This is a genomic window from Ciceribacter sp. RN22 (genome assembly GCF_024054295.1).
Classification (GTDB): Bacteria; Pseudomonadota; Alphaproteobacteria; order Rhizobiales; family Rhizobiaceae; genus Allorhizobium; species Allorhizobium lividum.
Genome location: NZ_JAMXLD010000016.1, coordinates 4044 through 4504, shown reverse-complemented (window position 1 = coordinate 4504; position 461 = coordinate 4044). Strand labels below are relative to the sequence as shown.

Below are 461 nucleotides of genomic sequence, written 5' to 3'. Positions count from 1 at the left end.
GGCCGCGCCCGTATCCAGTACAAGAAGAAGTGGCCGGTCTGGACCCCGCCTGAAGAGATGATTCAGCGCCGGCCGGACCTCGTCAAGTACCGATCGGGGATGCCGCCCGGGCTAACCAATCCACTCGGCGCACGAGCCCTCTATATCTTTCATGACGGCATCGATACGCTTTTCCGAATCCACGGCTCCCCGGAGTGGTGGACGATCGGTCAGGCCATGTCCTCCGGCTGCATCCGGATGATCAATCAGGACATTGTCGATCTCTATGAGCGGGTCAGCGCCGGCGCGACCATCGTAGTCGGATAGGCCCGTCCGACCAGCGACGGACAAGGCCTGATCACGGAAATCACCTGGACCCGGACTTTCGCGGGGCGGCTGGCGCCGGCCAGCACGGTCGACGAAAGGTTCGGCTGCTTCTCGGTGCGGCGCGCCGCCAGAGACTACGGCAAGCACCCGAACGT

1 protein-coding gene is annotated in these 461 nt (G+C 63.8%); it reads left to right on the top strand.

The window, feature by feature from the left end:
- Positions 1-306: L,D-transpeptidase (locus NHF53_RS22610; protein WP_252836210.1), on the top strand; the 306-nt coding region annotated here is incomplete at its 5' end.
- Positions 307-461 lie beyond the last annotated feature (155 nt).